This is a genomic window from Chryseobacterium bernardetii (assembly GCF_003815975.1).
In the GTDB taxonomy this organism is placed as follows: Bacteria; Bacteroidota; Bacteroidia; order Flavobacteriales; family Weeksellaceae; genus Chryseobacterium; species Chryseobacterium bernardetii.
In genome coordinates, this window is record NZ_CP033932.1 from 2,250,840 (window position 1) to 2,276,753 (window position 25,914).

The following is a 25,914-nucleotide window of genomic DNA, read 5'->3' on the forward strand; positions in this document are numbered from 1 at the left end:
GATTATTACTTTACTAACTCTTCAAAAAGTTTACCAAAAGTAACATTCAGATCTTTAGATTTTCCCGGATGAGGTCTGGAAGTTTGTATTACAGCACTTCTTACAGCAGTCAGCCAGCGGAAACGTTCAGGAACTTCAAGCAGGGCAATAGGTCCGCCATCCTTATCTCCATTGGCTATTTTCCGGAAGCTTTCAAGGTTTTGAATGACATCATTATAATCCAGTTTGCTGTGCATCAGCTTAAATTTATCGGGACATAAATAAAATTCTACCCGGATGAACTTTTCCTTTTTAGAAAACATAACCAATCCGATATTGAAAAATTCTTCTCTTTCAACTTTGGGTACCAGGCGTATTACCGCATATTCATATATTTTATCCTCTTGCATTTTTAGCTTCGTTTACAAAGATTTGAGAGTTTTCTAAGCGGGTTTTCAGAAACTGAAAATAAATTTCACGAATCTCATCAGGACTTTCATCGGCATCATTCCAGTGTAACCAATCTTCAGGAATGGCATTAACAATATCCCTGAAAAGGGTTTCATTCAGTACCTCATGAGCAAATTTATCTGCTTCATCAAGCTTACTGGCTTTAGGAAGAAGAACATGGTCTTTTACATATTTGAAGGGTGTTTTGGCAGCCGCATCAAAATTTTGCCACGAATGATGAAAATAGAACGATGCTCCATTGTCAATGATCCAAAGTTCCTTGTGCCACATCAGCATATTCGTATTCTTAAAAGTACGGTCAATATTGGTAATGAAAGCATCCAGCCATACCACTTTTGAAGCCAGAAGCGGATCAATACTTACTCCGGGATCGTAGGTAATGGAACCAGAAAGATAATGCAAACCAAGATTCAATCCTTCAGAATGCTTTAATAAATCCTGTATTTCCTCATCTGCTTCCGTTCTCCCAAAGTCTGCATCAAGATTAATAAAGACCAGTTCAGGGATTTTTAATCCCAAGGCTTCTGTAATCTTTCCTCCCAGAAACTCAGAGATCAGCATCTTAACCCCATGGCCTGCGCCACGGAATTTTAAGACATATTTAAAATCATCATCAGCTTCTGCCAGAGCAGGAAGGGAGCCTCCTTCTCTCAGTGGCAGAATGTAACGCATTACGGTTACCGTTCTTAAATTCTGCATAAAGCAAAATTAAGCTTATTTTTTAATAGTTTTTTTCATAAATTTCAATTAAAATAAATTGTATTTGTTGTATGAAGTTGATTATTAAAAAAGATATCTTACTGGGAAACCCGGAAACAAGGAATTTTCTGGCGGATAGTTTTTATATGGATAACACAGAAAAGCGGCCACTGGTGATCTTTGTTCATGGATATAAAGGCTATAAAGACTGGGGAGCCTGGGATTTGATGGCTGAAAAGTTTGCAAAGTCCGGATTTTTCTTTGTAAAATTCAATTTTTCCCATAATGGAACAACGGTAGACGATCCTCTTCATTTTGCTGATCTCGAAGCTTTTGGGAATAATAACTATACCAAAGAACTGTCTGATCTAGGCATTGTTATTGACTCCTTTATTAAGGATCCACATGTAGATTCTGAAAAAATCATTCTGATAGGACATAGCAGGGGAGGCGGAATTTCCATTATTAAAACTTTTGAGGATGAAAGAATCAATGGGTTAATCACCCTGGCCAGCGTAGATACTTTAGACCGTTTCCCAACAGGAGAACTCTTGGAGAACTGGAAAAGAGGAGGGGTGTATTATGTTTTAAATGGCCGAACTCAACAGGAAATGCCTCATTATTACCAATTTTATGAAGATTATGAAAAGAATATACACCGTTTTGATGTAGAACGTGCAACCGAAATGGCAAAAGCCTATATGCTGATTATTCATGGGACGGAAGATGAAGCTGTAAATGTAAAACATGCAGAACATCTTCATATTCTTAATCCTAATTCTGAGCTTTTCCTTATTGAGGGCGGTAATCATACTTTTGGAGCAAAAGAACCCTGGAATAATCCTGAATTACCGGATGATCTGAATAAGGTAACAGAAAAATGCATTGATTTTTTAGTTAAAAACCTAAAATAGCATCAGGAAAAGTGAGTATTTAAAATAAAGCTATTGGAATTACGTTATCATATATTAACCACAAAATATTTTTATGAAAAAAGTTATTACAGGCGCATTCGCGCTGTTGTTATTGGGAACAGTTGCTTCCTGTAAAAAAGAAGCCAATACTCAATCTTCTGTAAGTACAGATACGCTGGCTACGGTAATGCGAAAAGATTCTGCTGCGGATGCTAAGGCAGATTCAGTAGCGGCTGTAGTACCTTCAACAGGTGCTAAGGCTGAAGTCATTACCAAAAATGAAGGTAAATATCCCCATGATATCAAATTATTTGAAGATAAAAGCTTTGCAGAAAGAGTGAGGAAACTGGTTGGAAAAGAATACGATGAAATGCTGAAAAATTTCAATGTAGAGGGGCCTATTGTATCTGATGACGGGATTTATAAACTTCATGGATGTAAACAGCATGATTGCCCCGGGTATGCTACCTATATTTATTACGACTCTAAAAATGACAACCTGAATATTTCCATTGATAAAAACGGTAAGGCAACAGACTTTGCAGAAAAGGGAAAAATTACAGTGTCAGAAACTCTGAAAAATAAATAAAAGAATTCTGAATGCTGGTAATCTTTAACTCTGATTAATGGTACAATAAGTTCAGACAGACGGACGCAGTAAATGTGGCTTTCAATACAAAAGGAGTGAAATTTCACTCCTTTTGTATTGAATTATTTTTCAGTTCTTACAGCGTTCTTTTTTACTGATTTTAAAAGGCTTCTGAAGTTTTTCATGGTCATCATTTCACTTGTCGGGGTAAAAATGGTTGCCTTTTCACCTTTTTCCAGCGAAAATTCAGAATAAGCTTTCAATGAATATATTTTTTTCAAGGTTTTGATATCATAAATGTCCATCATCGCAAAGGTTTCATTTTTCTTATAATCATCCAGTTCACCAATAGAACGGTCTAAGCTGTTGCGAACCCTCATAGTATAAATGTTGACAAGAAAATTAAAGTCAGAACTGCTTTTCAAGGTTTCAAGATCTTCTGTTTGGGGCTCAAACGGGATACTGCTCTGAATCAGATTTTCTGCTTTTGCTGTTTTCATATCAAAAGCATTTCCATTACTTAGCTCTTGAAATAGCTGCATAACCTCTTTTTCCATCATTTCCCTGTGGTGAGATTCCACACCTGTTTTGATGTTGTTAATCAGCCATTTTTTGTCTTTAGAAAACACCAGAGATTTACTGTAAATCCCATAATCTTTTCTTACAGGATAATAGTAACAGGATTGTAAGGTGATGAACAGGATAAAGAAGAAAATATATTTTTTCATGAGAATATTCAGATTATTTGATTAAGATCTTCCAGGCTTCTTCAATTTTACTTTCTAGCAATAGCCTTTGAGCATTCTGATGAATATTTTCATCGGAATAATATTCTCCGAGAGGCAAAATTTCAACATTGGCCAGCATTCCCAGATCATTTCCTGTAAATACTTTACTGTATTTGATAACGTCCGGTAAAAGATCAAAGCCGATACCTTTTGTAACCAAAGGCTTTGGAACCTCAAAAAGGCTGTTTTCATTACTTCTTGAATACCAATTGCTGCCTAAACGTGCTACCATATCCAGCTTTTGCTGATCTAGATTTCCAGCCTCATTCAGATATTCTTCTCTGATATGAATTTTCTGAACTTCACAGATTACCAGATTTCCTGCTCCACCCTGATCTCCCAAAGATTTCACCTCTAAAACCTTACATTCAAAGTTCACCGGGCATTCTTCAATCAGCTTAGGTTTCACAAGATCGGCATCTTTCATCGTAAGACCAGATTTTATAAACTCATTCACTCCTGTTTCATATTCTGTGGAAGCTAAAGAGATCTGCTGTACAATAGGGAAGTTTACTGTTCCAATAACCACTTCCGGAACTTCCAATACATTTTCTAGGGTATGTTTCGTGGTATTGTCACGCACTCTTCTTGATGGTGAAAAGATCAGAATCGGGGGAACCGTACTGAACATATTGAAAAAACTGAATGGAGATAAATTGCTGTTACCATCTTTATCCACCGTAGAAGCCAATGCAATAGGGCGTGGCGAAACGGCTGTCTGCATAATAGTTTGAAGCTGTACGGAGGTTATTTCAGAGGGGATTACTGTTTTCATATTTTTCTTTTTAACACTTAAGTAATTTTTAGTTATTTCTGATACTACATATAAGGGTTTGTGACATTAAAATTAACTAAGATTGAACGAGGTACTTTTAAAAGCTTCATATAATTCATAGTCTGTGTTTTATGAATCTGATGAATTTCAGTAACTGATTAGTTCTAAACAATTAATTCTTCAATCAAAAAGTCACACTTTACTTTACAAATTTATATGGCTTCCTTTATAAAAGAACGGTATTTCAAGTTCACTTCGATATTTTAAACCTAATAGATCAACTTCTTTTTCCTTATGATAGAGATCTTCATACAAGTGAGAAAATGAAAATCGTAGATTTTCAAAAATTAAAGTGAACTTAATTTTACCATTATTATGTAACTTAAAAAACTAAAGTGTTTAAATAATTTTTAAAGTGTTGGAATAATTTTGCCGGAAACTTCACCGAAACCTACTCTCACCCCATCTTTTTCAGCCCAGGCTTTCATGGTAACCGTATCATTGTCTTCAATGAATTTTCTTTCTTCACCGTTGCTTAATGATATAGGATTTTGTCCTCTCCAGGTTAACTCAAGCATAGAACCGAAAGATTTTGGATCACTTCCTGAAATGGTTCCGCTTGCATACATATCACCTACTTCTACATTACATCCGTTTACAGTGTGGTGGGCCAACTGCTGGGTCATATTCCAGTACATGTGTTTGTAATTACTTTCGCAGATCAGGTTTTGGTCTCCGTTTTCAGGCTGGATGTAAACTTCAAGATTAATATCGTAGTTTTTGTCACCTTCAAATTTCAAGTAGTCTAAAACTTCAGGATCCTGTTTAGGAGAAGCGGTTCTGAATGGTTCTAGTGCTTCAAGGGTAACTACCCACGGGGAAATAGATGAACCGAAGTTTTTTGCAAGAAATGGTCCCAGCGGAACATATTCCCAGGATTGAATATCCCTTGCAGACCAGTCGTTGAATATTACCATTCCGAAAATAGCATCTTCGGCATCTTTAGTAGAAATGCTTTCTCCCATCTCTGTATTTTTGTTGATGATGAAAGCCATTTCAAGTTCAAAATCAAGTTGCCTGCAAGGTCCGAAAACAGGTTTATCTGCATCGGCAGGCTTCATCTGGCCTTTAGGACGGTTAATTTCCGTTCCGGAAACAACAATAGAGGAAGCTCTTCCATGGTAACCTACCGGTAAGTGCTTCCAGTTAGGTAATAGGGCATTGGCAGGATCACGAAACATTTTTCCTACATTGGTAGCATGTTCAATACTGCTGTAGAAGTCTGTATAGTTCGGTATATGAACCGGCATCATCATTTTTACCTTATCAAGATCATAGAAAGCCTCTTCAATGGTTTTCTGATCTTTTGATAAAATAGATCCTTCCTGTAATAGGGTTTGAATTTTGGTTCGCACAGCATTGGTAACAGGTTTACCCAGCTCGATAAATTCATTGATCGTATAGGCTTCAAAAACATTGTCATCCAACCCTTCGATATCTTCAAAATAACCAAGATCATAAAGGGTAGCAAGATCAATAACCTGATCTCCGATTCTTGTGCAGCATCCGATATATTCTTTGTTGAATACTGCTACTCCGAAAGGAATATTGTGTATAGAAAAATCCGAATTTGAGGAATAGTCTACAAATGATTTCATAAGTTTAGATTTTAGTTAGATTAAAATATCATCCTGAGAAACTTTCCCCAAGATATTTATTTTGCCTTTTTTGAGTAAGATGCTTCATCAATCCACCGGTCTCTGGTATTGATATCAATAAGATAGAGGATATTGTCCTGTTGGGTAAGCAGTAGTGTTTTGGTAACAGGCATAGGGATTTTTTTACCTTCAAGTACATCTGCCCGTAAGGAAATGATGTTCTTTTTTCTGATAATATCACCGGTAAATACATTAGAGCTGCTTTCTCCGGTAGCTTTATCATCAAAAACCTCTACATAGGTTGCACTGTTCCCTTTGATAACAATAAAATCTCTTTCCGTATGGTCTGCTTCATCTTTTATGAAAACAAACTTTTTGTTGTCAATATTTACCTTTTCAAGATTCTGATTGATTCCTTTTCTCGCTTCAAGTCTGTCCAGAATTGCATTCAGTGATCCGTATTGTGCTTTTACACCTAAAGTTCCAAAGAATAGAATTCCAATTAAAAGTTTTCTCATTATGCTGTGTTTTATAAAAAAGTTTTGTCAGAACTTTGCATCCTGACAAAACTTAGTATTTTTGTTTGTAAAATTAAAGATTTCCTCTTCTTTCCTGTTCTCTTTCCAATGCTTCGAACAATGCTTTGAAGTTTCCGGCGCCAAAACTCTGTGCGCCATGTCTTTCAATAATTTCGAAGAATAGAGTAGGACGGTCTTCTACAGGCTTGGTAAAGATCTGTAACAGATATCCTTCTTCATCATGATCAATAAGTATACCTAACTCCTGAAGTTTTTTAAGATCTTCATCAATATGGCCTACTCTTTCAGGAACCATATCGTAATAAGCCTCTGGTGGGGCAGAAAGGAACTCTACACCACGTTTTTTCAATTCACTTACTGTGTGGATGATATCTTTTGTGGCAACAGCAATGTGCTGTACCCCTTCTCCCTCGTAGAAATCAAGATATTCTTCTACCTGGGATTTCTTTTTACCTTCTGCAGGCTCATTGATAGGGAATTTTGCATATCCGTTTCCGTTGGACATTACTTTAGACATCAGTGCTGAATATTCTGTATTGATCTGCTTGTCATCAAAAGAAAGGATGTTTACGAATCCCATTACTTTTTCATACCACTCTACGGTAGGGATCATTCTGTTCCAGTCTACGTTTCCTACGCAGTGGTCTACGTATAATAAACCAGTTTCTTCAGGATTATAATCACTTTCCCATTTTTCATACCCTGGCATGAAAGCTCCGTTATAATTTTTTCTTTCTATAAACATGTGAACAGTTTCTCCGTATGTATAAATTCCGGACATTCTTACTTCACCTTGCTCATCATTTAAAGTTACCGGCTCTAAATAAGGCTTTCCACCTCTTTTAGTGGTTTCTTCGAAAGCTGCATACGCGTCATCTACCCAAAGTGCCAAAATTTTTACTCCGTCACCATGTTTTTTTACGTGTTCGCTGATAGGAGAGTCAGATTTCAGCCCTGTAGTAAGTACCAGTCTGATTTTTCCCTGTTGAAGCACATAAGATGCACGGTCTCTCACTCCTGTTTCGGGACCCGCATAGGCTACAGACTGAAACCCGAAAGCGGTTTTGTAATAATGGGCAGCCTGTTTTGCATTTCCTACATAAAACTCAATATAATCTGTACCGTTAATCGGCAAGAAATTTTCTGCTTGAGCAATTTTCTCGGCAAATGTAAGTGTTGACATATTTTCTCTTTTACTTTTATTTTATTGGTATGCAAATTACAAAATTCTTGGATATAGCGAAAATATTACGGCCGATTGATTGAATATATTTAACATAAAGTTTAAGAAGTGTTCACTTAAGTATATTTAAGTTTCCTGAGTCTGAAATAACCTGCCTACTTTTGTAATACAAAAAACAAGTGAGAAAAAAATATTTCGAACACGAAAGCCGCAGATAACCTGTGGCTTTCTTATTTTATTCAGCTTCTATCTTTCGGTTCAGCATTCCTGCATCCGGATTGTAATTGTCCCAGATCTTCCAGGTATTGTCTATTTTCTTGAAGAAATAAATCTGTGTACTGAGCTGGTTTACAAAGTGTTCTTCACCGGTTTCTCCTACCTTGAACAGCAGGTTCCAGAATTCCTGGGTTTCAAGTATTTTCTTTTCCGGATCATCTGTTACGATATGAATGTCGAAAACTTCATAATTCGAACGGTTGTTCCTGGTTACCAGATGAAAGTCTTTTTCACAAAGTTCTTTACTGAACTGTGAAATTCTTTCTAAAAATGGGGAATCATCAAATACAAGATCCTTGAAAAGTTCGGTATTATGGTTAGGGAACTGTTTACAGAACTCAAAAGCTTGGGCACAATACTCATAAACCAACCTGGTCATGAATGAGAGATCATCTGTTTCATCCGGATCCTTCTTTTTACTCCTAATAGAAAGGATATAATCATTAAGATCTTTATAACCCAGAAAAATGCATATTTTATCCAGAGTTTTTAAGAATCTTAAATCGCTGTGGGTTTTGTCCTGATAATCGTTTTCAAAGAAACGCTGTAATGTAACATGGGAAATGGTAGTCCCTATCTCAAATTTTTTTCCCCCTTTAAGTTCTTCAGCTTCAGAAAGTTCATCTTTAATAATTTCGGAAAGAATAATATAATGGCTTCTCTTCCATTCACTCACATTCCCCAAAACAGAATTCCTTACCTTCGAATGCTTTACAACTTCTTCTCGTATTGAATTATATATAGTCTTCAATTTCCTCGTTTTAGAAAGGTTTTTATCAAAAATACTGCCAAAATATTAGGGCTTTTTTATGATTTACTGGTATAAGTTAAAGATATATTTTTAAATTCTGGATAAAAATTAAAGTTAAAATATACTAGTATTTGATAATCAGTGTTTAAACCTTTCAAAAGCAGCTCTTTCAAGCATTTCCCTGTCATCAGGATGAGCTATGCTAATAAGTTCCTGTGCTCTCTGGCGAAGGTTTTTTCCATACAGATAAGCAGTTCCGTATTCTGTAACTACATAATGAATGTGTCCTCTTGTAGTCACCACTCCTGCTCCTTGCTTCAGGAAAGGAACAATCCTTGAAACTCCTTTTTTTGTTCTTGCAGTGATGGCAATAATAGGTTTTCCGTCTTCACTTAAGGCAGCCCCACGCATGAAATCCATTTGGCCACCAATGCCACTGTATTGTAAGGTTCCGATAGAGTCGGCGCACACCTGTCCTGTAAGGTCAATTTCAATGGCAGAATTGATGGCTACCAGTTTTTTGTTCTTCATGATATTGATCGGGAAGTTGACCTCGCTTACATCTCTGAAAGCAAATACGGTATTGTCATCCACATAATCATAAAGTTTCCTGGTTCCGAAACAGAAGCTGGTAATGGTTTTATTGTCGTTGTAGCCTTTATATTTGTTATTAATTACATCATTCTGAATAAGGTCTATCACTCCATCGCTCAGCATTTCCGTATGGATTCCAAGGTCTTTGTGGTTATGAAGGCATTTTAAAACGGCATCGGGAATAGTTCCGATACCCATTTGTAAGGTAGAACGGTCTTCGATAAGTTCAGCCACATTTTTCCCTACCAGCATTTCTTCAGGGCCTACTTTTGCACTGTAATCTACAGTATGAAGCTCCTCTTCATGCCAAACCAGTTTATGGATCCTGCTGACGTGGATCATTCCATCTCCATGGGTTCTCGGCATTCTGGGGTTCACGATTGCAACAATAGTTTTAGCCGTATCTACAGCGGCTCTTGCAATATCTACTGAGGTCCCCAATGTACAGAAGCCATGTCTATCCGGAGGAGAAACGGTTACGAGAGCAACATCAAGAGGAAGGATATTTTTTCTGAATAAAATTGGAATTTCACTTAAAAATACAGGAACAAAGTCACCCCTGTCTGAATTTACGGCATCACGAACCGGCGTAGACACGAATAGGGAATTGATAAAAAACTTGTCTTTATACTCCGGTTTGGCAATTTCTATATTTCCCTGTTGGGTAATGGAAACCATTTCTACATTATTCAATCTGTGAGACTGTCTTGCCATTTCATCAATCAGGTAATTGGGAGTACATGCGCTGCCGTGGAAAAATACACGGTTGCCGCTTTTTATGGTATATATCGCTTCTTCTGCGCTGATGTAATTATTCATATTTTATCTTATTTATTATAAAATTCCTGACTAATTTTTATTTCATAAATGCCTAACCTATCTCAAAGATAACTTTAATATCTCTAACTATTTCAAATATTGTAAAGGATATTAAAAGACTTTTATCATAGTAATGAATTATTTAAATTTAATAAAAATAAAGGATCAAATGCATAACATCTGATCCTTTTATAATTTTTCTAAAGAGTAAATTCTAATTCGAAACCTCTAGCTCTGCTTTCTGCTTCATACTTCCGGTTTCGGAGAAACGCAAGTGCCAGCTGAATGCCTCTTCCAGCAAGTGAGGGGTATGCCCGCCACGTTCACAGGCTCTGTCAAAATAAGACTTTAATTCTTCTCTGTAATCCGGGTGAACACAGTTATCAATGATCTTCTGGGCTCTTTCTCTTGGTGCCAGCCCCCTTAAATCAGCTAATCCTACGTCAGTTACCAAAATATCAACATCATGTTCCGTATGGTCTGTGTGTGAAACCATTGGCAGCACGTGTGAAATATTATTTCCTTTGGAAGCTGCCTGGGTGACAAAAATACTTAAGTAAGCGTTTCTTGCAAAGTCTCCGGAACCTCCTATACCGTTCATGATTTTTGTTCCGCCAATATGAGTAGAGTTTACATTTCCATAGATGTCAAATTCAATGGCGGTATTGATCGCTATTACTCCCAATCTCCTGATAAGCCCTGGTGTATTGGAAATATTCTGGGGTCTTAAAACAAATTTGTCTTTATATTTTGAAAGGTTTCCTAACACTCTTTCATAACATTCCTGGGAAACAGTAATGGAAGATGCGGATGCAAAACTTAATTTACCAGAGTCTATCAGGTCAAAAGTGCTGTCCTGAAGTACTTCGGAAAACATTGTTAAATCATAGAAATTACTATCCTTGAATCCTGTAAGAACAGCATTGGCCACTTTCCCGATTCCTGCCTGAAGAGGAAGCAGTCTGTCTGTAAGGCGTCCCAACTGAACTTCGTTTTCAAAGAAGGCAAGAAGGTGTTTCGCAATGGCTGTTGTTTTCTCATCAGGTTCTGCAATATCTGCAGGGCTGTCTTTAAGATTGGTGAAAACAATAGCTTCAATTTTATTGGGATCTACAGGAATACTTTTTCTTCCGATTTTATTCCATGGAGCTACAATAGGGATAACATTTCTGTAAGGGTAGTCTTCAGCCTGATAGATATCGTGGATACCGTAGACTTCTTCAGGTACTTCCGTATTAATTTCAATGATTATTTTTTTAGCCAAAGCAGCAAAGGTTACTGAATTTCCTACTGAAGTGGTTGGAACAATGCTTCCGTCTCTTTCGATATAGGCTGCTTCAATAATGGCTACATCAATGCTCTGAAGGTTTTTGGTGTGAAGAAGTTCTGCACTTTCGCTTAAATGCTGATCGATGAAGAGAATTTCACCTTTATTGATTTTGTTCCTTAAAGTAGGATCTACCTGAAAAGGCATTCTTTTCTTTAAGACATTCGCTTCTGCCAGTTTTCCGTCTGTGCCGTGTCCCAGGGAAGCTCCGGTCATTAAAGTGACTTTAAGGTTTTCTGTTTTTCCTCTTTCTGCCAGTGCCGGCAAAATAGCTTTGCTGTCACCTGCTTTTGTAAAGCCGCTTGACCCTATGGTCATGCCATCTTTAATTATTTTTACAGCGTTTTCAGCTGTAGTTACCTTTTCGTGTAGGCTTTCTAATCTGATTCTTTCTAACATGTAATATTGATTTTTATTAAACCACCATTACTTAGGATGCGTCATGAAAAATAATGATGGTCACATATGTTAACCATACCTTACAAATCTACGAAAAAAGACGCTTTAAATAAAGGATTTAAAGCGTCTTTTGTATGTATTCAGTAATAGTTTTGTATAAAGCTGTGCAAGCCCTTTGAGTATTAAATGAATCTGTTTTATTTTTTAGACAGAAGCTTTTGTTGTAAAGACTTCAGTTTACTTAAATAAGTTCCCAAAAATACTGTGCAAGTGAACTTTATAAAAAACATTCGATTTTCAAAATTTAAGTATTCTTTTTTGAGAATAGCTTTATTTTCTACGAATTTTCTTCCAGCCATGAAGTTTTATAGGACGGGTCTTCCACTTTTAAAGCTTCTTCTGTAATTTTTAACGGACGGAAAGGGTCTACCATTACAGCATATTCTTCAGTGAATTTTTTACCGATGCTTCTTTCCATAGCTCCCGGATGAGGTCCATGCACAATTCCACCTGGGTGAAGGGTAAAATCCATAAGATCGATATGATTACGGCTCATGAAGTCACCTTCTGTGTAGAACAATACCTCATCAGAGTCAATGTTGGAGTGATTATAAGGTGCAGGAATTGCCATCGGGTGGTAGTCGTACATTCTTGCACAGAATGAACATACTACAAAGTTATGGGCCTCAAAATTCTGGTGAACCGGCGGCGGTTGGTGAATTCTTCCTGTAATGGGTTCAAAATTTTTGATGTTAAATTTATAAGGATAGAAATAACCGTCCCAGCCCACAACATCAAAAGGATGCGTTGCATAAACAAAGTCGGTGATCTGGTTTTCTTTTTTTACTTTGATTAAGAATTCTCCTTTTTCATCTTTAGGCTCTTTGAAAGTAGGAGCAATAATATCTCTTTCGCAGAATGGGGAATGTTCCAGCAGCTGCCCGAATTCATTTCTGTATCTTTTAGGGGTGTAAATAGGAGAGTGGCTTTCCAGCACAAAGAAAACCGTATTTTCAGTCTGTAATTCTACCTGATAAATAGTTCCTCTAGGAATAATAAGATAATCGCCGGTTACAAATTCAAGATCTCCCACAAATGTTTTCAGAATCCCTTTGCCTTCATATACGAATAAAAGCTCATCACATTCTGCATTTTTGTAGAAATAATCCATCGATTTTCTTGGCTTTGACAATCCCATTTTCAGGTCGTTGTTCATCAGAAGGATCTTGCGGCTGTCTAAGAAATCGTCCTCAGGTGTTACATTCATTCCTTTGAACATTCTGGGCGTAATATTTTTCTCCACCGCAATTTTTGGGGTCACATCTTTCGGTTCCCCGATAGACTTGATCTGTGTAGGACGGTGAATATGGTACAATAGAGAAGAGATCCCATGAAAACCTTCGGTTCCGAAAAGCTGTTCATAGTAAAATTTATCTTCCGGAGATTTAAAGACTGTATGCCTTTTTTGTGGGATATTTCCCGCTAGATGATATCTCATTTTACTTTCATATGTAGTTTCTCAAATTTAATCATTTTTCATGAATTGGCTCAATCGAAAATTTACAGTGAAGTTTTGTATTTGAAAAATAATTGTTAGATTTGTCTAACAATTTTAATTTCATGAAGCGAATATTATTTTCTATTACTTTTTTATCCTCCTATTGTTTTGCCCAGGAGACGGACAGTTTAAGTTTATCTCACTATAATAAAACAGATTCTGTAAAAGTTTCAAAAAAGGAGTTTAAGACAAGTAATATTGAGGATGTGGTGGTTACCGGAACCATAAAACCGATGAGCAGGTCTAAGAGTCCTGTGGCGGTTGAGATTTACAGCCAGAAATTTTTCCAGAAAAATCCTACTCCAAGTATTTTTGAAGCCATTAGTATGGTAAATGGAGTGAAGCCACAGTTGAACTGCTCGGTATGTAACACAGGAGATATTCATATTAATGGTCTGGAAGGACCATACACAATGATTTTGATTGACGGAATGCCTATCGTGAGTTCACTTTCTACAGTATACGGATTGAGTGGGATTCCTAACAGCCTGGTGGATAGAATAGAAGTGGTAAAAGGCCCGGCTTCTTCTATTTATGGTTCTGAAGCGATGGGTGGTGTTATTAATATTATCACCAAAAATGCTTTAACAGCTCCTAAACTGAGCGTAGATATGATGACAAGTACATGGGCTGAGAATAATCTGGATTTTTCCACGAAATTTAATATAGGAAAGAATGCTGCTTCATTACTAAGTTTGAATTATTTCAGTTTCCAGGAAAAGATAGATCAGAACAAAGATAATTTTACAGACTCTACTCTACAGGACAGGATTTCTATTTTTAACAAATGGAATTTTAAAAGGAAAGAAAACAGGCAGGCAAGTTTTGCTCTAAGATACCTGTATGAAGACCGCTTTGGAGGTGAAATGCAATGGAACAAATCTTTCCGTGGAAGCGATGAGGTGTATGGTGAAAGTATTTATACCAACAGGGCTGAAGTTTTCGGGCTGTATGAATGGCCTATGAAAGAACATATTGTGACTCAGTTTTCCTATAACTATCATGACCAGAATTCTTTTTACGGAGCTAATCCGTTCAATGCACTTCAGAAAGTGGCTTTTGTGCAAACATACTGGGACAGAAGTTTCGGGAAGCATGATATAACAGCCGGAATAACTTTTAAAAGAACTTTTTACGATGACAATACTCCGGGAACATTAGCTTCTGATGGGATAACCAATGCTCCGATGAAGTCTCCGATCTGGGGAGCGTTTGTTCAGGATCAATGGGAGATTAACGATGCGAACACTTTGTTATTAGGGTACCGTTATGATTATGACAAGATTCACCATTCTGTTCATTCTCCAAGATTTGCATGGAAATTTTCACCCAACCCATATCATACTTTAAGATTTAATTTTGGAACAGGGTTCCGGGTGGTGAACCTGTTTACAGAGGATCACGCAGCATTGACAGGTTCCAGAGAAGTTATTGTGAAAGCTGATCTTCTGCCTGAAAGATCCGTAAACGGAAATATAAATTATATCTGGAAAATTCCTGTAGGTAACCGTATGGTGAATCTTGATGCTTCTGCATTTTATACCTATTTCAGTAATAAGATTGTGGGAGATTTTGATTCTGATCCGAATAAAATAATCTATGACAATCTTCACGGATATGGAATTTCGAGAGGTGCTTCACTGAATGTGGATTTCAGTTTTTCATTCCCCTTAAGCGTTAATTTAGGAGTAACTTATCTTGATGTCTATCAGAAATATGATGATGAAAATCAAAAGACACAGCAGCTTCATGCCCCAAAATGGAGTGGAACGTATACTCTGACCTATAAATTTCCGAGTAACCTGACGATAGATTTTACCGGACAGTTTTACGGACCTATGAGGCTTCCTGTTTTACCAAATGACTACCGTCCTGAATATTCACCATTCTATTCTTTGGCAAATATTCAGATATCGAAGAGCTTCAAATCCGGATTTGAAGTGTATTGCGGGGTGAAAAATTTATTCAACTTTACTCCTAAAGACCCTCTGATGAGACCTTTTGACCCGTTTGATAAATATGCTGATGACCCCATCAGTAATCCCAACCACTATACTTTCGATACAGCATATGGTTATGCTCCAATGCAGCGTATCAGAGGGTTTCTGGGGGTGAAATATACACTGAAATGAGAATTTTTGCTTTATTTTTAATGTTTGTGCCCTGTCTTTGTCTGTCCCAGATGAAGACAGGGACTTTTTCTGAAGTGGAGCGTCTGCAAAAAGAATCTCCAAAACCTATGGTGATTCATATTTATACGGATTGGTGTGCAGTCTGTAAAATAGAATCTTTCCGTTTGAATAAGGATAAAGATCTGGTGGAAATAATGAATGCGCATTTTTACCTGATTAATTTTGAGGCTGAAAAAACCAGGGAGAAAATCCGTTTCCAAGGGAAAGAGTTTGAATATTTATCCAATGGAAGTTCCGGTGTTCATGAACTGGCCCTGGCGTTATCAAAAAATAAGGAACAGCCGGTTTATCCATTGTGGATTTTCCTGGATAAGAATCAGAATTTAGTGTATTATCAGGAAGGATTGCTTACTCCTGAAAAAATGAAGCAGAAATTCTTGGAGATTTCGGCTTTGCAGTAGGTTGGGAAATCCTAAGACGCAATTTTTCTTGTATGTAAGGTGCAAGGATTTTATCTGCGATAAAATTGTATAGTGTTGGTGCAAATAATAATGCCGAAAATCTTCAGTTTTTTGCACCTTAAAAAAACTGAAGATTATTTAAGATTTTTACGTTTTTGCGATTTCCAACAAAAATATAGCTCCCGCAGATTGAACAGATGTTTTATCTATGCAGTTTGTGAAAAAAATTAATCTTTCGCATCTATTAAAACGGCTAATTGGATACAAGGCTCATCAGAACGGTTGCTCCAAGCGTGATTGGTTCCTCTTTGGATCACAATATCCCCTGCTTTCAGAAGTGTTTCACCTTCTTCCATAATCAGATAAAGTTCACCGGAAAGAATAATGATGTAATCTAATGTTGAAGTCTGATGCATCATCGGATGAGTTCCTCCTTTTTTAAATTCAATTCCTAAGTCCTGATCAGGAGGAACTACTACATATCTGAAATAGGTTCCGTTTTTAGGAGTTTGTGGAAAACCTGTATTGGGAATTTTGGTTTCAAAATCAAGGCTTGCCGGAGAATTTTGAGTATTCCAGATGTCTGAAATAATAAGCCCCGGAAAGTGTTCTACCGTATTTTCAACCTGCTGATCTTCAATAATAATGGATTTTCCGTCTTTGATTCCGGTTACAATACGTCTTGGTATTTTCTTCATAGGTTTATGAGTTTTTCATGATGAGTTTATGACATTGGGTCTGATTGTTTTTAAGAATGGAGTGGGCTTTAAGGACAGTTTCTAAAGAAAGATCACCTATTATTTTATGCTGGGATGGAGGGATGGAGCCGCTTTCGATCAATTCTGCAATTTCTTCCAGACTGTTTTTGTAATAATCATACTGTTTAATCATGCTGTAGGCATAATTGGAAATATTCATAATCAGAGTTCCTTTGTTGAAGAGAAGTTCATGGGCTTCTTTGGTAACAAGAGCGGTAACATCTACATAAGTTCCATTGATCTTTAATACTTCAGCAGTTACTTCGGCCATATAATTGCCAACCAAATCAATTCCAATATCAAAAGGTTTCTGATGATTGGCTTTTAAAATATTTTCTACAAGATGTTCTTCTTTATAATTGATAATCTGATATTCTTTCAAACCGAGAGTGAGAAACATCTGTTTATTTTCTTCACTGCCAACGGTAATAACAAAGTTTTCAATATGATGAGCCAATAAAATCTTAATCAAAAAAGAGCCTACTCCGCCGGCAGCTCCAGTGATAAAAATAGTTTGTTCCGGCTGTAATTTCAGTCTTTTAAAAATTTGCAGAGAAGTTAATCCTGCGGATGGAACAGAAGCAGCCTGTTCAAAGGAAATATTTTTTGGTTTGAGTGCAACAATCGCTTCCGGAACTGAAATATATTCGGCATAGGTTCCATTGCTTCCCATAGAGCCGCTGCCACAGAATACTTCATCCCCAATGTTAAACTGAGTTACATCAGTTCCTTTTCCTACAACAATTCCTGATAATTCCCGCCCTAATATGGGGGAACTCATTAATTTTCTTTCCAGTTCATTTTCCAGCATCTGGTAATCGATGGGGTTAAAGCCGATTGCTTTTATCTGGATTAATACTTCATGATTTTTAGGTTGAGGTCTTTCTGTAAACCCATCTTCAAGGTTAAAATCTTTGTTTAAAATAACAGCTTTCATAGGTGAATATTTATTTCATTGTTAATTGGGCTGTACAAATGTAAAACGGGAATAGTTTATATTTGCTACTAGTTAACAATTGGTAACTAGTTACCCTGATGAAACTATTATGGCAAAAATTAAAGAAAACGGAACGGAAAGGGAAGCAACCTGCACCGAAGAATTATTTGCAATGCGTGACAGCCTGGATGTGTTGGGTGGAAAATGGAAGCTAATGATTCTACGATACCTTACGAACAGAACAGATCAGCAGATTCATTTTAAAAAGCTGGAACGCGGGATTGGTGGGATCTCAGCTAAAATGCTGAGTAAAGAACTGAAAGAATTGGAGACAAACCTTCTGATTACAAGAACGATTCAGGATACAAAACCTATTACAGTAACTTATGCGGTTACAGAATACGGAAAATCTGTATTTCCGGTAACAGAAACGCTGGTGAACTGGGGATTACTCCACAGGGAGAAGATTAAAGCTTCAATGGGATAATATATTGTAAAAGTAAAAATCATTTCCTACAGATCTGCAAATTTCCCAGATGAAAAATCTGCGTAATCTGAGTGATCTGTGGGAATTTTATTTCGTGGAATATGCTGATGCCAAAAGAAGGTTTCAGCTTTGCACACCAACGGATTTTCAGTAATCATCCACAAATATTTCCATGAATACACAAGTAGATCCTAGTGTTCTGGCATTTTATTGTAGTAAAACAGCAAGGATCGCTAATATTGCAGGCAATGCCTGGACAAAAAATATCTTCTTAGTAGAAGAAATAGCCCCGTAAATACCAGCCACAGCTACACATCCTAAAAAGAATAAAGCTACATTATCCTGCCATTGTGGATCTTTAATAAGAAAAGACCAGATGAGTCCGGCAGACAGAAAGCCATTGTATAGCCCCTGATTGGCGGCCAATCCTTTTGTAGGTTTGAACATCTCTGCAGGCAGAGCAGCTTTGAAGACTTCTTTCCCTTTGGTTTCCCATGCAAACATTTCCATCCAAAGAATATAAAGATGTTCCAATGCAACAATGGCGATAAGAATTTTGGCAACGACTTCCATAATTTAATGTTTTTGAGATTGTAAAACTAAAAAAATAAAGTTAAGTTTGAGTATTCAATTCTAAAAGATGGATAATTTCAAGGTACATTTAAATAAATTCATTACGGTAACGGATGAAGAATATATTTCAATTTTTTCATTCTTTGAAGTACTGAAAGTGAAGAAGAAGCAAAGCCTGATGCTTGAAGGTGAGGTTTGCAGACATATGTACTTTGTAGTGGAAGGCTGCCTGAGAAAGTATTTTATAAATGAAAAAGGAGTGGAACATACCACTCAGTTCGCCATTGAGAACTGGTGGATTACGGATACATTTGCCTATGAGAGACAGTTGAAAACAGATTTCAATATTCAGTCTGTGGAAAAGTCTACCATCATTGTTATTGATTTTAAAAGCCAGGAATTATTATTGGAAAAACATCCTGTGATGGAAAAATATTTCAGGATTATTTATCAGAGAGCCTATGCGGCTTCCGAAAGAAAACTTCGTTATCTGACTGAATATTCACGGGAAGAGCTGTATGTTCATTTCAGTACATTATATCCTTGGTTTATACAGAGAATTCCCCAATATCTTATTGCTTCATTTCTTGGTTTTACCCCGGAATATTTGAGCGAAATCAAAGCAAAATTACGTTCTTAAACCAGTTTAAGTTTTTTACGGAACAGATATCGGAAATTTGTCATGTAATTAAAAGCGAATGCAATGACAGATACACAATATCAATTTCCACAGTTATTTTTAAGACTTGCTCTTGCTGTAACAATGCTTTCTGCAGTTGCCGACCGATTCGGGTGGTGGAGCCCAGAGAATTCTTCATGGGGAAATATGAAAAGCTTTGAAGAATATACCAGATCATTAACTTCTGTTTTTCCTGAAGCTTTGAGTGCTTTTTCAGCGTATGCAGCCACATTTTTAGAAATTGTATTTCCACTCATGCTGATTGCAGGCTTTAAGACAAGAATTTCAGCCTATGGAAGCAGTGTTTTATTATTGATTTTTGCAGTATCAATGACAATTGCATCAGGTCCTAAGGCTCCCCTTAATTATTCAGTTTGGGTGGCAAGTGCTGGAGCCCTTCTATTGGCTGTTCAGCAACGATATTCTTTTAGTATAGATCAATTAACCAAAAAATAAATATAATGAGTGCAAGATTTAACATGGCTACTACGGACGCCGCTGCTTACAAGGCAATGCTGGGGTTGGAAGGATATTTACAGAATACTTCTTTAACCCACATTCAAAAGGAATTAATTAAAATAAGGGCTTCCCAGATCAATAAATGTGCTTTCTGTCTTGATATGCATACTAAAGATGCCCTTAAATATGGAGAAACAGCTCAAAGGATTTTTATTCTGGATGGATGGACAGAAGCTAAGGATTTTTTTACAGAAGAAGAACAGGTACTTTTGGCGATGACTGAAGAGATCACTTTAATCAGCCAAAAAGGGCTAACTGATGAAACATATCAAAAAGCTAAAACATTCTTTGATGAGGCTCAGATTTCCCAGATCATTATGGCAATTATTACCATTAACGCATGGAACAGAATTGCAATCAGTACACATATGCCGATAGATAAGTAAGGAAGAAAGAGAAATCAATTCTGTTTAGCAATTATAAAAGAGCTTTTCAATACTGAAGAGCTCTTTTATAATTATGAATAGCAAAGTAAAAGTTCCGTGGGTATTAATTCTAAAATAAAATCTTAATGGTTAGTGATTAAGTTTGGGTACGGAAAAAGCTTCATCACTTTATTATTCAGAATCATAATAATTAAAAAAAAATATTAAATATCGCTTAAAGCAGTGTTGATGAAAGATAGCTCTTCCTGAGAAAGATTGATGTTCATTGCTTTTGCATTATCAATCGCCTGCTCTGCGTTTCTGGCTCCTGCCAATACTACTGTAATTGCCGGTTGTAGAGTAGTCCATCTTAATACCAATTGTGAAAGGCTGGCTCCTTTTTCCTGAGCAATAGGTTCAATTTTTTCTAAGAAGGCTTTTACTTTATTTAAATCAAACTGAGAGAAATAACCGTTTCTGTGGTCATTGTCTTTTAATTTATTATCCTTGAAATATTTGCCTGTTAAAAGACCTCTTTCCATTGGGCTGTATACAATGAGTCCTGAATTGTTCTCCAAAGAATAGGGTACAAGATCGTTTTCAATAGTGCGGTTCAGCATACTGTAAGAAACCTGGTTGCTGGCTAGTTTCAAAGTTCTGTTAGCTTCTTCCATTTGTTCAATACTATAATTGCTTACTCCTGCAGCACGAATTTTTCCCTGTTGGATTAATAATTCCATAGCCTCCATTGTTTCACAGATAGCTGTAGTGTTGTCTGGCCAGTGAAGCTGTAAAAGGTCAATGTAGTCTGTATCCAGTCTTTGTAAGCTTTCTTCAACCTCTTTGATAATGTTTTCTTTAGAAGCAAATTTATAAACAGGAATTACTTTACCATCATCTTCAGCATCGAAGAAAAATTCTCCTTTTCCATTATTGCTTCCATCCCATACCAAACCGAATTTCGTTAATAATTGGATTTTTGAACGGTCTTTTCCTTTAATGGCTTCACCAATCATTTCTTCACTTAATCCGAAACCGTAGAAAGGTGCAGTATCAATAGAAGTTACTCCGTGATCCAGTGAGGCGTGAATAGAATTAATAGAATCCTGTTTTTCATTACCGCCCCACATATTTCCACCGATAGCAAAAGCTCCATGTGTAATCGTTGACAGCTCCAGCTCCGTATTCCCTAATTTTCTATATTCCATTTTTCTTCTTTTTAAAATTTGTTATTGTGTATTTAATCTTGAAAGTCATAAAAGTATTGTAGTACACTTGGTAAACCACCCATCAAAAAATCTCTTATTTTTACCACATCTGATGAAAAAGCAGGGATTTTCAAATTCAGGTGTTCTTCTCAAAAGCCTTTATCATAACTTCTGTTTACTTAAGTGCATAAGACCTTTTGTGACTTTGTGGTAAAAACTTATCTGTTATTTAATTCTTTTAAAATTGCTTCTCCTACACTCTTGGCAGATTGTGGATTCTGTCCAGTAATCACTCTTTGATCTGTTACCACGTGATTCTGCCAAAGTCCTGATTTTTCAAATTTTGCCCCTCTTTCTTTCAATTTATTTTCCAATAAAAAAGGAACAACATCTGTTAATTTTACGGCAGATTCCTCTTCGTTGGTAAAAGCATTGATTTTCTTCCCATCTACAAGATATTTTCCGTTATCCAGCCTGATATTAACCAAACCTGCTGGGCCATGGCATACTCCTGCTACAATTCCTCCGTTTCCATAAATTTTGGAAGCAATATCTGCCAGCTGTTTATTGTCAGCAAAGTCCCACATAGCCCCGTGGCCACCTGCATAAAAGATTGTTGAGTACTCTTTTGGATTTACCTGTGATGGAGTTAAAGAATTGTCAATCTTGTTCTTATATTCTGTGTTTTCCCAGAACTCTTTGTTTACAGGATCCTTTAGATCGAACCCGTCTACCGGTGGAGTTCCGCCTTTCGGGCTTACAAAGTCAATTTCATATCCTGCCTTGTGAAGGACTTCCCATGGATGGGAAACTTCTCCCAAATAATATCCTGTATCTTCTCCGGTACTGCCTTTTTTGTTATGGCTGGTTACAACGAATAATATTTTCTTTTTCATACCTGTTGATTTTTGGTGTTGAGCCTGAATATATCCTATCGTGAAAATGCTCAGAAATAAAAGCGTTAGTTTTTTCATTGTTAAATAAGATTGGTGGTATAAATCTGTGGTGTTTCCTGAAGCTTTTCATCAATTATAGCTCCGAAAGCTTTAATGTAAGGCTGCTCATTATGCTGTGCTAACCCTTTTTCGCTTTTCCAGATTTCGTAGAATACAAAATGGTTTGTGTCTTCAATTCCCTGGTGAAGATTATACAGTTCGCATGCTTCTTCTTTTCTTGTTTCTTTTACCATATTCCGAAGAACTTCCAATACTTCTGAGCGGTGCTCTTCTTTGGCTTTAATAACTGCGGTAAGGTGAATTTTCATTATACAAATTCCGGTTTTAATTCTTTTTCAAATACATTTTTCACGTGTTCTCTGTAAAGCTTCATATCGCGCTCTATGTTGGCATTCTTTTCCACATCATGGAAGTGGAAACTTTCCATCTTTTCTAATGATACAAAAGCATTCATTCTGTGGAAGCCAAATAAAGGTCCTTCATCTACACTTTTCTCATCAAAGAATTCTCCTGGAAGCGTAAAAGCTGTAGTAGGAGCATTCCAGCTTGTTGTCAGCATATATTTTCTTCCGCCAAGCATTCCGCCCGTACCATAGTTGATCTCAGGGTTAGCAGCATTTCTGCCGTCACTCATGTAGATCCCTTTTGCATGGCCCGCTGTGAATACTTCATCAATATATTTTTTTAATCCGTTCGGGAGCTGGAACCACCAGATTGGGGTGTGGTAAATGATATAATCTGCCCAAACAAATTTTTCAACTTCTTCATGCTTGTCATAATTTTCACTTACATTGGTGATTTTTACTTCCACATTATCAAATTCTTTAAGAACGGCTAATGTATTTTCTGCGATTGTCTGATTATATTTTCCTCCGGAATGCCCGAAGTTTTGTCCTCCGTTGATGATGAGTACTTTTTTCATTTTTTTATGATTGTTTAAATTTTACTCTGCAAAGTTACTGTGGAAGGTTGTATAATGAAAATAATATAAATTATAGTAATGTATTATAATATTTATAGTTGAATTTATATGAATGATGAATAGTAAATTCTCACGGTTTGTCTATCTTTAGTTTGTAATGATCCACCATTCAATTGGGAAGCAAAATTGACGATTGACTTTATTCTGTAGAAATTCACCTTTTCATGGTAAAATGTCATATCATCTCTTATTTCTAATTCTCTTACGTCTTGTAAATTTGATTACAAATTGACAGAGAATGATACAGATAGCGGTTTTCAGTGATATACACGGAAATCTTCCGGCCTTGGAAGTAGTGTTGAAGGATATTGAGCAGAGAGGAATTCATCAGAAATTCTGTCTCGGAGATCTTGTGGATTTTGCCCCTTGGGGAAATGAAGTGATAGAAAGGATAAAGACTTTGAATATTCCTTGTCTGATGGGGAACCATGATGAAAGAATTGCTTTTGATCTGCCGGTATTTCCTTTATCCAGGCATTCTGAAGAAGAAACGGAAGCAAGATCTGTTGCCATTGAGCATTCAAAGAAATATATTAAAGGTAGCAACAAGAAGTTTCTTTCTGAACTACCTTTTTATTTGAAATTAGACTATAAAACAGGGAACAAGCATTGGAAGATCCAGTTAGTACATTCCACTCCGGAAAGCAATGATACTTATTTATTTGAATCAGAAAATGATGAGGTTTTCATGAATATGCTGGAAAATTCCCAATCAGATATAATCGTTATGGGACACACTCATTTATCATTTACAAAACAGTTTGATAAGGATAAATGGGCTGTTAATTGTGGTTCTGTAGGCCGTTCCAAAGAAGAAAACAGATTGGCATCTTATCTGGTACTTACTTTAGATGATAAAAATATCATTCCCGAAATTATACAGTTAAGCTATCCGCTTGAAGAAACTGCCCGCCAGATCGAAGAAAGTGGGATTCCGGATTATTATGCATCCTTTTTAAGAAATGATTATGTATCAATATTATAATTATTTATTAATTTTGTATTATAATATTAATAAATAGGTCATGGTTAATTTAGAATGGTATCGTACTTTTAAGGCGATCTATAAAACCGGGACATTGACAGGCGCAGCTGATGCCTTATTCATTTCGCAACCCGGAGTAAGCTTACATTTAAGCTCATTGGAAGCATATGTCGGATATAAACTGTTTGACAGAACCGGTAGGAAAATGATTCCTACAGAAAGAGGAAAAGTATTATTTAATGCAGTTGCTGAACCTCTTACCAGGCTTGAGGATGTAGAGAAAAATTTTCAAAAATCAACCGAAAAACATACCCCAACCATCAGTGTGGGAATGTGTTTTGAAACTTTTCAGACCACATTGGAGCAATATGTCTCATCATTGCCATTCAATCTGATTATCAGCTTTGGCGAGTATCCTGAAATGCTGGATCAGCTGGATAAAGGGATACTGGATCTTATCATCACGCCCAAAAAAGGATCTTCACCCAACATAGAACATGAAGCTTTTTCTTCAGAGCAGATTATTCTGGTTGGAGGAAAAGATGTAGATACAGATGCTTTCAAAAAGGTTTTAAAAACAAAGGATGCAGAACAGATCGAAGCGTGGCTGAAGAATGAAAAATGGTACGGAACCACCGGAGATATGGAACATCTTTTCCAATATTGGACTTTAAATTTTGGCCACAAACCGAATTTCCGCCCCAATTATATTGTTCCCAACTTAAACTCAATTATCCGTTGCCTGAAAGGAGGAACCGGACTAGCTGTTGTTCCGGATTTCTTATGTAAGAATGAGATAGGAAGTGGTGAAATTAAACTCATCTGGGAAGGAAAGAAAAAGTTAGAGAATACTTTATATTTCGGTTGTAGAAAAAAAACCAACTATCAAACGGAAATAGACCACATTAAAGGATTATTCCGTAAGATGATGGGTAAGTAAAACCATGTCCCGCATCTGTAAACCGTTTTCATAAATCGGGGATGGGTAATTTTCGATAAAGAAATCTTTGCGTATTCCCGTTTTCATGAAACCGTTTTTCTCATAAAACCTGATCTGCTGAAAACCTGTATCTGAAGTTCCGACACTCAGAACTTTATAATGATTGTCAAGAGCAATTTCTTTGGCCTTATCAATCAAAATACTACCTATTCCTTTGCTTCTGTAGCTTTCAATAACTGCGATATTTTTAATTTCCAGTTCTGTATCACTGTTTTTATATAAAGCCATAACGGCAATATTTTCAGTTCCGTCTTGTAACAGATAGATATCACAATTGAAAATGTAGTGATCAATAGCTTCTTTGGTTTCATCAGCTAACAATAATAATTCATAAGGTATCTCTGAATCTTTGGTAATTTTATTAAAAGTATACTGTTCAATCTGCAAGCTCATATAAAATTTGAGAATTATCATTTTAACAAAAATAAGGATTTCAGGCACAGAAAGCTATGCATGCACAAGTTTACTGATGTTTTAGTGGATAACAATAAATGGCATTCAATTTTATCGCAGAGAAAATCTTTGCGTCTTAAACATGCCGCCTCCTATAAAA

The 25,914-nt window shown here is 36.5% G+C and carries 30 protein-coding genes; 10 read left to right on the forward strand and 20 right to left on the reverse strand.

Features of this window, described 5'->3' with window-relative positions; all coding sequences use genetic code 11:
- Positions 1–5: 5 nt before the first annotated feature.
- Together EG339_RS10340 and EG339_RS10345 are read right to left on the reverse strand one after the other, a co-directional pair.
- Positions 6–389 carry a DUF3037 domain-containing protein gene (locus tag EG339_RS10340; RefSeq protein ID WP_123870116.1) on the reverse strand — a complete coding sequence of 128 codons (384 nt, stop codon included), beginning with the start codon at positions 387–389 and terminating at the stop codon, positions 6–8.
- Positions 376–1,149 carry a HipA family kinase gene (locus EG339_RS10345; RefSeq protein ID WP_123870117.1) on the reverse strand — a complete coding sequence of 258 codons (774 nt, stop codon included), beginning with the start codon at positions 1,147–1,149 and terminating at the stop codon, positions 376–378. Before EG339_RS10345 ends, EG339_RS10340 begins: the two co-directional genes overlap by 14 nt.
- A 71-nt stretch (positions 1,150–1,220) precedes the next feature.
- Here EG339_RS10345 and EG339_RS10350 point away from each other — a divergent pair, with 71 nt between their 5' ends.
- Positions 1,221–2,063: an alpha/beta hydrolase family protein gene (locus tag EG339_RS10350; RefSeq protein WP_123870118.1), complete on the forward strand. Its 843-nt coding sequence runs from the start codon at positions 1,221–1,223 to the stop codon at positions 2,061–2,063.
- A 73-nt stretch (positions 2,064–2,136) separates the two neighbouring features.
- Positions 2,137–2,652: a hypothetical protein gene (locus EG339_RS10355; protein WP_123870119.1), complete on the forward strand. Its 516-nt coding sequence runs from the start codon at positions 2,137–2,139 to the stop codon at positions 2,650–2,652.
- A gap of 122 nt (positions 2,653–2,774) precedes the next feature.
- Here the strand turns inward: EG339_RS10355 and EG339_RS10360 are convergent, their stop codons facing one another.
- The 10 genes from EG339_RS10360 to EG339_RS10405 all read right to left on the reverse strand — a co-directional run bounded on the left by EG339_RS10360 (position 2,775) and on the right by EG339_RS10405 (position 13,259).
- The gene (locus EG339_RS10360) at positions 2,775–3,380 is read right to left on the reverse strand and encodes a hypothetical protein (protein WP_123870120.1); all 606 of its coding nucleotides are present in this window, start codon (positions 3,378–3,380) and stop codon (positions 2,775–2,777) included.
- A gap of 13 nt (positions 3,381–3,393) precedes the next feature.
- A complete protein-coding gene (locus EG339_RS10365) occupies positions 3,394–4,215 on the reverse strand; it encodes a flavin reductase family protein (protein WP_123870121.1) in 822 nt (273 codons plus the stop codon).
- A gap of 44 nt (positions 4,216–4,259) precedes the next feature.
- On the reverse strand, positions 4,260–4,334 hold the full coding sequence (locus EG339_RS24760; protein WP_394343425.1) for a hypothetical protein: 75 nt from the start codon (positions 4,332–4,334) through the stop codon (positions 4,260–4,262).
- Between the two features lie 291 nt (positions 4,335–4,625).
- Complete coding sequence (gene fahA / locus EG339_RS10375; protein WP_123870122.1) at positions 4,626–5,873, reverse strand: fumarylacetoacetase; 1,248 nt, start codon at positions 5,871–5,873, stop codon at positions 4,626–4,628.
- A gap of 56 nt (positions 5,874–5,929) precedes the next feature.
- On the reverse strand, positions 5,930–6,391 hold the full coding sequence (locus EG339_RS10380) for a hypothetical protein (protein WP_123870123.1): 462 nt from the start codon (positions 6,389–6,391) through the stop codon (positions 5,930–5,932).
- Between the two features lie 73 nt (positions 6,392–6,464).
- Complete coding sequence (hppD, locus tag EG339_RS10385) at positions 6,465–7,595, reverse strand: 4-hydroxyphenylpyruvate dioxygenase (RefSeq protein WP_123870124.1); 1,131 nt, start codon at positions 7,593–7,595, stop codon at positions 6,465–6,467.
- Between the two features lie 235 nt (positions 7,596–7,830).
- Positions 7,831–8,622 carry a hypothetical protein gene (locus tag EG339_RS10390; protein ID WP_123870125.1) on the reverse strand — a complete coding sequence of 264 codons (792 nt, stop codon included), beginning with the start codon at positions 8,620–8,622 and terminating at the stop codon, positions 7,831–7,833.
- 138 nt (positions 8,623–8,760) lie between these two features.
- Positions 8,761–10,035, reverse strand: a complete 1,275-nt coding sequence (locus EG339_RS10395; protein ID WP_123870126.1) for an acetyl-CoA hydrolase/transferase family protein — start codon at positions 10,033–10,035, stop codon at positions 8,761–8,763.
- Between the two features lie 214 nt (positions 10,036–10,249).
- Positions 10,250–11,761 (reverse strand): succinate CoA transferase, encoded by a 1,512-nt coding sequence (locus tag EG339_RS10400; protein ID WP_123870127.1) that lies wholly within the window; start codon positions 11,759–11,761, stop codon positions 10,250–10,252.
- A gap of 337 nt (positions 11,762–12,098) precedes the next feature.
- The gene (locus tag EG339_RS10405; protein WP_123870128.1) at positions 12,099–13,259 is read right to left on the reverse strand and encodes a homogentisate 1,2-dioxygenase; all 1,161 of its coding nucleotides are present in this window, start codon (positions 13,257–13,259) and stop codon (positions 12,099–12,101) included.
- A gap of 122 nt (positions 13,260–13,381) precedes the next feature.
- Here EG339_RS10405 and EG339_RS10410 point away from each other — a divergent pair, with 122 nt between their 5' ends.
- Together EG339_RS10410 and EG339_RS10415 are read left to right on the forward strand one after the other, a co-directional pair.
- Positions 13,382–15,451 carry a TonB-dependent receptor plug domain-containing protein gene (locus tag EG339_RS10410; RefSeq protein ID WP_123870129.1) on the forward strand — a complete coding sequence of 690 codons (2,070 nt, stop codon included), beginning with the start codon at positions 13,382–13,384 and terminating at the stop codon, positions 15,449–15,451.
- Positions 15,448–15,912, forward strand: a complete 465-nt coding sequence (locus tag EG339_RS10415; protein WP_123870130.1) for a thioredoxin family protein — start codon at positions 15,448–15,450, stop codon at positions 15,910–15,912. The genes EG339_RS10410 and EG339_RS10415 overlap by 4 nt, the downstream gene beginning before the upstream one ends.
- Before the next feature lie 227 nt (positions 15,913–16,139).
- Here the strand turns inward: EG339_RS10415 and EG339_RS10420 are convergent, their stop codons facing one another.
- Positions 16,140–16,610, reverse strand: coding sequence for a cupin domain-containing protein (locus tag EG339_RS10420; protein WP_123870131.1), 471 nt, complete (start codon positions 16,608–16,610; stop codon positions 16,140–16,142).
- A gap of 4 nt (positions 16,611–16,614) precedes the next feature.
- Positions 16,615–17,607 carry an NADP-dependent oxidoreductase gene (locus EG339_RS10425; RefSeq protein ID WP_123870132.1) on the reverse strand — a complete coding sequence of 331 codons (993 nt, stop codon included), beginning with the start codon at positions 17,605–17,607 and terminating at the stop codon, positions 16,615–16,617.
- Positions 17,608–17,716: 109 nt separating this feature from the next.
- On the opposite strand from EG339_RS10425, the gene EG339_RS10430 reads away from it, so the two are divergent.
- Positions 17,717–18,094, forward strand: a complete 378-nt coding sequence (locus EG339_RS10430) for a winged helix-turn-helix transcriptional regulator (protein WP_123870133.1) — start codon at positions 17,717–17,719, stop codon at positions 18,092–18,094.
- 207 nt (positions 18,095–18,301) lie between these two features.
- Here EG339_RS10430 and EG339_RS10435 read toward each other — a convergent pair whose 3' ends face one another.
- A complete protein-coding gene (locus tag EG339_RS10435; RefSeq protein WP_123870134.1) occupies positions 18,302–18,667 on the reverse strand; it encodes a DUF1304 domain-containing protein in 366 nt (121 codons plus the stop codon).
- A 67-nt stretch (positions 18,668–18,734) separates the two neighbouring features.
- On the opposite strand from EG339_RS10435, the gene EG339_RS10440 reads away from it, so the two are divergent.
- From EG339_RS10440 to EG339_RS10450, 3 genes are all read left to right on the forward strand, one after another.
- A complete protein-coding gene (locus tag EG339_RS10440; RefSeq protein WP_123870135.1) occupies positions 18,735–19,307 on the forward strand; it encodes a Crp/Fnr family transcriptional regulator in 573 nt (190 codons plus the stop codon).
- 63 nt (positions 19,308–19,370) lie between these two features.
- Positions 19,371–19,802 carry a DoxX family protein gene (locus EG339_RS10445; protein ID WP_164466428.1) on the forward strand — a complete coding sequence of 144 codons (432 nt, stop codon included), beginning with the start codon at positions 19,371–19,373 and terminating at the stop codon, positions 19,800–19,802.
- A 5-nt stretch (positions 19,803–19,807) separates the two neighbouring features.
- Positions 19,808–20,251 (forward strand): carboxymuconolactone decarboxylase family protein, encoded by a 444-nt coding sequence (locus tag EG339_RS10450; RefSeq protein WP_123870136.1) that lies wholly within the window; start codon positions 19,808–19,810, stop codon positions 20,249–20,251.
- Between the two features lie 203 nt (positions 20,252–20,454).
- Here EG339_RS10450 and EG339_RS10455 read toward each other — a convergent pair whose 3' ends face one another.
- The 4 genes from EG339_RS10455 to EG339_RS10470 all read right to left on the reverse strand — a co-directional run bounded on the left by EG339_RS10455 (position 20,455) and on the right by EG339_RS10470 (position 23,316).
- Positions 20,455–21,438: an aldo/keto reductase gene (locus EG339_RS10455; protein ID WP_123870137.1), complete on the reverse strand. Its 984-nt coding sequence runs from the start codon at positions 21,436–21,438 to the stop codon at positions 20,455–20,457.
- 218 nt (positions 21,439–21,656) lie between these two features.
- Positions 21,657–22,334 carry a type 1 glutamine amidotransferase domain-containing protein gene (locus EG339_RS10460; protein ID WP_123870138.1) on the reverse strand — a complete coding sequence of 226 codons (678 nt, stop codon included), beginning with the start codon at positions 22,332–22,334 and terminating at the stop codon, positions 21,657–21,659.
- 80 nt (positions 22,335–22,414) lie between these two features.
- The gene (locus EG339_RS10465; protein ID WP_123870139.1) at positions 22,415–22,702 is read right to left on the reverse strand and encodes a putative quinol monooxygenase; all 288 of its coding nucleotides are present in this window, start codon (positions 22,700–22,702) and stop codon (positions 22,415–22,417) included.
- Positions 22,702–23,316, reverse strand: a complete 615-nt coding sequence (locus EG339_RS10470; protein WP_123870140.1) for an NAD(P)H-dependent oxidoreductase — start codon at positions 23,314–23,316, stop codon at positions 22,702–22,704. The genes EG339_RS10465 and EG339_RS10470 overlap by 1 nt, the downstream gene beginning before the upstream one ends.
- 298 nt (positions 23,317–23,614) lie before the next feature.
- Here EG339_RS10470 and EG339_RS10475 point away from each other — a divergent pair, with 298 nt between their 5' ends.
- Together EG339_RS10475 and EG339_RS10480 are read left to right on the forward strand one after the other, a co-directional pair.
- A complete protein-coding gene (locus EG339_RS10475; RefSeq protein ID WP_123870141.1) occupies positions 23,615–24,361 on the forward strand; it encodes a metallophosphoesterase family protein in 747 nt (248 codons plus the stop codon).
- A 40-nt stretch (positions 24,362–24,401) separates the two neighbouring features.
- A complete protein-coding gene (locus tag EG339_RS10480; protein WP_123870142.1) occupies positions 24,402–25,301 on the forward strand; it encodes a LysR family transcriptional regulator in 900 nt (299 codons plus the stop codon).
- Here the strand turns inward: EG339_RS10480 and EG339_RS10485 are convergent.
- Entirely contained in the window at positions 25,275–25,754 is a 480-nt protein-coding gene (locus EG339_RS10485; protein WP_123870143.1) for a GNAT family N-acetyltransferase, read from the reverse strand. The genes EG339_RS10480 and EG339_RS10485 overlap by 27 nt on opposite strands.
- Between the last annotated feature and the right edge of the window lie 160 nt (positions 25,755–25,914).

Coding starts and splice junctions, on each gene's coding strand:
- EG339_RS10445 (WP_164466428.1), top strand. CDS start 19,371: ATGACAGATACACAATATCAATTTCCACAGTTATTTTTAAGACTTGCT.
- EG339_RS10480 (WP_123870142.1), top strand. CDS start 24,402: ATGGTTAATTTAGAATGGTATCGTACTTTTAAGGCGATCTATAAAACC.
- EG339_RS10440 (WP_123870135.1), top strand. CDS start 18,735: ATGGATAATTTCAAGGTACATTTAAATAAATTCATTACGGTAACGGAT.
- EG339_RS10450 (WP_123870136.1), top strand. CDS start 19,808: ATGAGTGCAAGATTTAACATGGCTACTACGGACGCCGCTGCTTACAAG.
- EG339_RS10460 (WP_123870138.1), bottom strand. CDS start 22,334: ATGAAAAAGAAAATATTATTCGTTGTAACCAGCCATAACAAAAAAGGC.
- EG339_RS10435 (WP_123870134.1), bottom strand. CDS start 18,667: ATGGAAGTCGTTGCCAAAATTCTTATCGCCATTGTTGCATTGGAACAT.
- EG339_RS10455 (WP_123870137.1), bottom strand. CDS start 21,438: ATGGAATATAGAAAATTAGGGAATACGGAGCTGGAGCTGTCAACGATT.
- EG339_RS10400 (WP_123870127.1), bottom strand. CDS start 11,761: ATGTTAGAAAGAATCAGATTAGAAAGCCTACACGAAAAGGTAACTACA.
- EG339_RS10415 (WP_123870130.1), top strand. CDS start 15,448: ATGAGAATTTTTGCTTTATTTTTAATGTTTGTGCCCTGTCTTTGTCTG.
- EG339_RS10405 (WP_123870128.1), bottom strand. CDS start 13,259: ATGAGATATCATCTAGCGGGAAATATCCCACAAAAAAGGCATACAGTC.
- EG339_RS10360 (WP_123870120.1), bottom strand. CDS start 3,380: ATGAAAAAATATATTTTCTTCTTTATCCTGTTCATCACCTTACAATCC.
- EG339_RS10345 (WP_123870117.1), bottom strand. CDS start 1,149: ATGCAGAATTTAAGAACGGTAACCGTAATGCGTTACATTCTGCCACTG.
- EG339_RS10430 (WP_123870133.1), top strand. CDS start 17,717: ATGGCAAAAATTAAAGAAAACGGAACGGAAAGGGAAGCAACCTGCACC.
- EG339_RS10395 (WP_123870126.1), bottom strand. CDS start 10,035: ATGAATAATTACATCAGCGCAGAAGAAGCGATATATACCATAAAAAGC.
- EG339_RS10485 (WP_123870143.1), bottom strand. CDS start 25,754: ATGAGCTTGCAGATTGAACAGTATACTTTTAATAAAATTACCAAAGAT.
- hppD (WP_123870124.1), bottom strand. CDS start 7,595: ATGTCAACACTTACATTTGCCGAGAAAATTGCTCAAGCAGAAAATTTC.
- EG339_RS10410 (WP_123870129.1), top strand. CDS start 13,382: ATGAAGCGAATATTATTTTCTATTACTTTTTTATCCTCCTATTGTTTT.
- EG339_RS10355 (WP_123870119.1), top strand. CDS start 2,137: ATGAAAAAAGTTATTACAGGCGCATTCGCGCTGTTGTTATTGGGAACA.
- fahA (WP_123870122.1), bottom strand. CDS start 5,873: ATGAAATCATTTGTAGACTATTCCTCAAATTCGGATTTTTCTATACAC.
- EG339_RS10420 (WP_123870131.1), bottom strand. CDS start 16,610: ATGAAGAAAATACCAAGACGTATTGTAACCGGAATCAAAGACGGAAAA.
- EG339_RS10465 (WP_123870139.1), bottom strand. CDS start 22,702: ATGAAAATTCACCTTACCGCAGTTATTAAAGCCAAAGAAGAGCACCGC.
- EG339_RS10470 (WP_123870140.1), bottom strand. CDS start 23,316: ATGAAAAAAGTACTCATCATCAACGGAGGACAAAACTTCGGGCATTCC.
- EG339_RS10340 (WP_123870116.1), bottom strand. CDS start 389: ATGCAAGAGGATAAAATATATGAATATGCGGTAATACGCCTGGTACCC.
- EG339_RS10475 (WP_123870141.1), top strand. CDS start 23,615: ATGATACAGATAGCGGTTTTCAGTGATATACACGGAAATCTTCCGGCC.
- EG339_RS10365 (WP_123870121.1), bottom strand. CDS start 4,215: ATGAAAACAGTAATCCCCTCTGAAATAACCTCCGTACAGCTTCAAACT.
- EG339_RS10380 (WP_123870123.1), bottom strand. CDS start 6,391: ATGAGAAAACTTTTAATTGGAATTCTATTCTTTGGAACTTTAGGTGTA.
- EG339_RS10425 (WP_123870132.1), bottom strand. CDS start 17,607: ATGAAAGCTGTTATTTTAAACAAAGATTTTAACCTTGAAGATGGGTTT.
- EG339_RS10350 (WP_123870118.1), top strand. CDS start 1,221: ATGAAGTTGATTATTAAAAAAGATATCTTACTGGGAAACCCGGAAACA.